General features: G+C 37.9%; 3 protein-coding genes. 2 read left to right on the top strand and 1 reads right to left on the bottom strand.

From position 1 onward, the window contains the following. The first annotated feature begins 149 nt into the window (after positions 1 to 149). A complete protein-coding gene (locus tag CWB66_RS15925; RefSeq protein WP_138586111.1) occupies positions 150 to 1,229 on the top strand; it encodes a methyl-accepting chemotaxis protein in 1,080 nt (359 codons plus the stop codon). 7 nt (positions 1,230 to 1,236) lie between these two features. On the opposite strand, the gene CWB66_RS15920 is transcribed toward CWB66_RS15925, so the two are convergent. Further along, entirely contained in the window at positions 1,237 to 2,154 is a 918-nt protein-coding gene (locus CWB66_RS15920; protein WP_212747829.1) for a LysR family transcriptional regulator, read from the bottom strand. Between the two features lie 113 nt (positions 2,155 to 2,267). Between CWB66_RS15920 and CWB66_RS15915 the strand changes: the two genes are divergently transcribed. Beyond that, on the top strand, positions 2,268 to 3,407 hold the full coding sequence (locus CWB66_RS15915; protein ID WP_077535862.1) for an alkene reductase: 1,140 nt from the start codon (positions 2,268 to 2,270) through the stop codon (positions 3,405 to 3,407). Positions 3,408 to 3,472: the final 65 nt, after the last annotated feature.

Genomic DNA, 3,472 nt, shown 5'->3' with positions numbered 1-3,472 from the left:
AAAATAAATTTAAATATCTCAATAATTCAATACGTTAGTAAATCTCTTAACCAGAGATCAGGTTAAATAGTAAAAATATATGCTCATTAAAAATTAACCTCTATAATGAAAAGGATAAGTAAATATTTAATTAAAATTAGGGTTTAAAAATGTTTGTTTTAAGTAAAACGTATTCATCAGTTAAAAATAAAAATGACGAATTAAAAGAAGAAATTGAGTCTTTACGTACCAAAAACACCTCTTTAATGAATGAAAATAATTTATTAAAGAAAGAGCTAAACAGCCCTATCAATACTCCAGAACAAGAGTTCACGCACTCTTTACTTTGCAGTTCAATCAATGGTGTGAGCCAGATTGAAGATATAAGACAAACTGTTCTTGGCTCTTATTCTAAAATAGATGAAGAAAATAAAGTAAGTGATAAGATTAACTCCCTCCTTGAAAAATCTAATGGCTCACTAAACCATATTGTCAAAGAAATGGATTTGATGACCAATAAAATGGGCAGTATGACTGAGAATATTTCTGGCTTAGCAAGTATGGCCGGAACAATTAGTACGTTTGTTTCGACAATCAGTAAAATTTCAGATCAAACAAACTTACTTGCACTTAATGCCGCAATTGAGGCTGCTCGTGCTGGCGAAGCCGGTAGAGGATTCAGCGTGGTTGCAGACGAAGTAAGGGTGCTGGCTACAAATACCAATAAATCAGCGCAAGAAGTTGCTGATTTAGTGAACGAAATTATTAATAAAACCAATGAAACGGTTGTATCTGTAGAAGGCATAAAAGAAAACAGCTCACATTTAAGCACTAACTTTGGATCTCTGAACAATGATTACTCAGCGATTATCGAATTTTGTAACAATATGAAAAATACAATTTCTCAAGCTGCCACGCTATCGTTCATACAAACGGTTAAACTTGATCATATTGTTTGGAAAGGTGACGTTTATGCCGTTGCAAATGGGCAAAGTAATAAGTCTGTTGATGACTTTAGCGATCATAAAATGTGTCGACTTGGTAAATGGTATAACTCAGAACAATCAGCTGGATTTAAAAATTCAAATGCATTTAAGCAGTTAGAATCCCCACATAGCGAAGTGCATAAAAATGGAGTTGAAGCATTACGACTGATTAAAAATGGCGATAAAGCGACTGCTATTAAACACATACATAAAATGGAAGCCGCCAGTGAGCGTGTAATGCATTTACTTGATGAAATTGGCTAGCTTTTTATTAAAAACTTTGCAACTGCTCTATTAACCAACGGTGTATTGGGCTGTTGTTAGTTCGAGGATGCCACGCTGCTATAACTTTAAAAGTAGGTGGTAGCGCCTCAATATCTAACTGTTTAACCTTACTATTTGGCAAGAGTCTTGAAGGATAAAATGCCAACATATCAGTAGTGTGAAGAATGTCGGGAACCGCTGAAAAACTCGGTACCGACATAACTATGTTTCGCTTTAACCCTTTATTAGCAAACCATTGATCGTGCGAACCTCGTAAGTTAGCGCGCGAAGGCGATACCACCAGCTGTGGATGCGCTGCAATTTTCGCAAGTGTTAGTTGCTCTTCCCCTAGATCATTTTTACAACCAGTAATACACAAGTGCTGCTCTTCAAGTAAAGTTACATACGCTAAATTATCTGGAATAAATTCAGGAAAACTGATGAGCAAATCAAGCTCGCCTGCTGTTATTAGCTGATTAACATTATCAGATGCAAAGTCTCGAACAATAAGCTTTAAACCAGGTGCCTCACGTCTTGTTATATTAAAAAGCTGAGGAAGTAGTGCTTGAGTGGCATAATCGGTAGCACTAATAGTAAACACACCTTTGTACGTTTGTGGTGTAAATAATTCAGGCTCTAATAGGGTTTCTAACTGTTTTAATATATGAATGATAGGTTGCTGTATTGAGAGAGCTTTAGGTGTCGGCACCATGCTATTGCCTTGGCGTATAAACAAGCGATCATCAAATAAGTCTCGTAATTTACGCAACTGCTCACTTATAGCTTGCTGAGTTAAACCCATTTTACGTGCCACTTGCGAAAGGTTTTTTAAATCCAGTAATGCGTTAAGCACTCTGAGCTGTTTAATATCGAGTCGACTAATACCATTCATAATTGTATCTAAAACAAAAAGGTGTTGTTTCAAATTGTATCTTTAAAACTCTAAACTTACCAACATTGCTTAAACAGCTAAGCATCGAAATATTTTGCCTTACAAATTACAGTAAGCCACTAAGTTTGCTTTAAGAGAGAGTTTTAATGAACAACCCTATTTCAGATACCAGTACGTTATTTTCATCAGTAGAACTTGGCCCTTTCACGCTTAAAAACCGTATTGTAATGCCTCCACTGACACGTTCTCGAAGTACTCAGCCAGGTAATATTCCTAACGATTTAATGGCCAACTATTATGCACAACGTACTTCAGCAGGCTTTATGGTTACTGAAGGCACCCAAATAGAATCAAGAGGTCAAGGTTATGCCTGGACGCCAGGCATACATTCACAAGCACAAATTGAAGGCTGGAAAAAAGTAACGCAAGCCGTACATGCAAAAGGCGGCATTATTTTTGCTCAGCTTTGGCATGTAGGCCGCGTTTCACATACCACGTTGCAACCTAATGCAGATAAACCTGTGGGCCCTTCAAATATTACTGCAGACAACGTAAAAGTATTTATTGAAACGGCACCTGGTGAGGGCGCATTAGCCGATCCAAGTGAACCTCGCGCATTAAGTACTGCTGAGGTAGGTGAGCTTGTAAACATGTATGCTCAAGCAGCACGTAATGCGCTTGAAGCCGGTTTTGATGGTGTTGAACTACATTGTGCTAACGGGTATTTAGTTAACCAATTTATTTCTGAACACACCAACAACCGTGATGATCAATATGGTGGAACGCTTACTAACCGTTTACGCTTTTTAAAAGAGATTGTTGCAGCAGTTAGTGACGTAGTTGGCGCTGATCGTTTGGGTGTGCGTTTTGCCCCATTATTTGCAAGTACAGATGAAGACCGTGTGTATTTAGGGCTTGTAGAATCAGACCCTCATCATACCTATGTAGAAGCCGTAAAAGTGCTTGAACAAGCCGGTATTGCTTACTTATCAATTGCTGAAGCTGATTGGGATAACGCCCCCGATTTGCCAGAGCAATTTTATAAAGCCGTTAGAGCTGAGTTTTCTGGGCGAATTATTTATGCTGGTAAATACACCGTCAAAAAAGCAATTCGTATTTTAGGCGAAGGCTACGGTGATTTATTCGCATTTGGCCGCCCATTTATAGCTAACCCTGATTTACCAGAGCGTATCGCTAATAATTGGCCTCTTAACGAAGCAGATGCGGCCACTATGTATGGTGGCACCGAGCTTGGGTATAGCGATTATCCGTTCTACGAAAAATAGTTAATTTAATTAACCTGAACTCTGGTTAAGATATTTACTAACATATTGAATTATTTTGATATTTA

It is taken from the genome of Pseudoalteromonas sp. S558 (assembly GCF_005886635.1).
Taxonomy (GTDB): domain Bacteria; phylum Pseudomonadota; class Gammaproteobacteria; order Enterobacterales; family Alteromonadaceae; genus Pseudoalteromonas; species Pseudoalteromonas aliena.
Note: the sequence above shows the minus strand (reverse complement) of the source record. Positions and strands in the feature narration are given on the sequence as shown.

Coding starts and splice junctions, on each gene's coding strand:
- CWB66_RS15915 (WP_077535862.1), top strand. CDS start 2,268: ATGAACAACCCTATTTCAGATACCAGTACGTTATTTTCATCAGTAGAA.
- CWB66_RS15925 (WP_138586111.1), top strand. CDS start 150: ATGTTTGTTTTAAGTAAAACGTATTCATCAGTTAAAAATAAAAATGAC.